The organism is Mesorhizobium sp. M7A.F.Ca.ET.027.03.2.1 (genome assembly GCF_003999175.1).
Lineage (GTDB): Bacteria > Pseudomonadota > Alphaproteobacteria > Rhizobiales > Rhizobiaceae > Mesorhizobium.
Window position 1 is genome coordinate 1 of record NZ_RZOM01001210.1, and the last position, 1,704, is coordinate 1,704.

Here is a 1,704-nt window from a genome sequence, read left to right on the forward strand (position 1 = left end):
GTGTCTACGTGCAGGCGATCAGCGCCTACGCGCCGCATCCGAATGCAGCCAAGCTCTGGCTCGAATACCTCTACTCGGACGAAGGCCAGATCGGCTGGCTGAAAGGCTATTGCCACCCGATCCGCTTCAACGATCTCGCCAAGAACGGCAAGATCCCGGCTGACATCCTGGCCAAGCTGCCGCCGGCCGAAGCCTATGCGTCCGCCGTATTCCCGACACTCGAGGAGCAGGGCAAGTCCAAGGAAGCCATCACCAAGAACTGGGATGCCGTCGTCGGCGCCAACGTGAAGTAACTCACACCATGCCGGGCGGCTTCGCGGCCGCCCGGTCCTTCTCTCGAAGACGGTAGCCGGCGCATGACCGATATCTCATTGTCCGACCACGCTGTTACCGGGAAGACTGCGCCTCCCGCCGAAGCACGCAGCATGCGGCTGCCGACACAATGGCTTGGTGTCGCGCCTTTCTTCATCTTCGCCATCATGTTCCTCATCCTGCCCACGCTCTATCTGATGCTGGGTGCATTCCAGAACGATGCCGGCGAATTCACGCTCGAGAACATCGCAGCGCTGGCGCAACCGTCCATCGTTGCCGCCTACTGGATTTCGATCAAGATCAGTCTTGCGTCATCGCTGATTGGCGCATTTGCGGGCCTGGCGATTGCCATCGCCATCGTGCGCGGTGGCCTGCCGGACTGGATACGTTCGGCGACACTGACCTTTTCCGGCGTGGCCTCCAATTTTGCCGGCGTGCCGCTGGCCTTTGCCTTCCTCGCCACGCTCGGCCGCCTCGGCCTTGCGACGGTGATCCTGAACACCGTGTTCGGCCTTAACATCTACGCGCACGGCTTCAACATCCTGTCATTCTGGGGCCTGACACTGACCTATGTCTATTTCCAGATACCGCTGATGGTGGTGATCATCGTGCCGGCCATCGACGGGCTGAAGAAGGAATGGGGCGAGGCTGCCGCGACGCTGGGCGCGACCATGTCCCAGTACTGGCGCATGGTGGTCATTCCGGTGATCTGGCCGAGTTTCCTCGGCACCGTGATCCTGTTGTTCGCCAACGCCTTCGGCGCCATCGCCACCGCCTATGCGCTGACCGGCTCGTCGCTCAACATCGTGCCGATTTTGCTCTATGCACAGATCCGTGGAGATGTGCTGCACAATGCCCATCTCGGTTATGCCATCGCCTTCGGCATGATCGTCATCACAGGTCTTGCCAATGTGTTCTACATCTGGTTCCGGACCCGTTCCGAGAGGTGGCTGAAATGAAGTCGGGAAAGTTCTGGGCCTGGCTCGTCTTTGCTCTTGGCGCGGCCTACTTTTTCATCCCGCTGATCGCGACCGTGGAGTTCTCGATGCGCATGCGGCGCGGGGAGTACTCCTTCGACGCCTACAAGGTCGTGTTGGGCGATGCCCGCTTCCAGGCCACCTTCGGCTATTCGGTACTGGCCGCCGTTTTCACCATCATTCTCGGCGTGCTGATCGTGGTGCCCGCCGCTTATTGGATTCGGCTTCGGCTGCCGCAATTGCGGCCGATCGTCGAATTCATTACCCTGCTGCCGCTGGTCATTCCGGCCATCGTCATCGTCTTCGGCTACATCAGAATGTACGGGTCGAATTCGCCGCTGCCGTTCCTGGCGACCGATACAGGCACCAATGCCTTGCTGGTCATCGGCTATGCAACACTGGCGCTGCCGTACAT

At 60.4% G+C, this 1,704-nt stretch carries 1 protein-coding gene and 2 pseudogenes; all 3 read left to right on the forward strand.

The genetic code is table 11. The annotated features are described in order from the left end of the window. Window positions 1–293 (forward strand): annotated as a pseudogene (locus EN750_RS33040) (ABC transporter substrate-binding protein); the annotation flags it as partial. A gap of 63 nt (window positions 294–356) precedes the next feature. After that, the gene (locus EN750_RS33045) at window positions 357–1,271 is read left to right on the forward strand and encodes an ABC transporter permease subunit (RefSeq protein ID WP_023810098.1); all 915 of its coding nucleotides are present in this window, start codon (window positions 357–359) and stop codon (window positions 1,269–1,271) included. Further along, window positions 1,268–1,704 (forward strand): annotated as a pseudogene (locus EN750_RS33050) (ABC transporter permease); the annotation flags it as partial. The gene EN750_RS33045 and the pseudogene EN750_RS33050, both read left to right, overlap by 4 nt.

Coding starts and splice junctions, on each gene's coding strand:
- EN750_RS33045 (WP_023810098.1), top strand. CDS start 357: ATGACCGATATCTCATTGTCCGACCACGCTGTTACCGGGAAGACTGCG.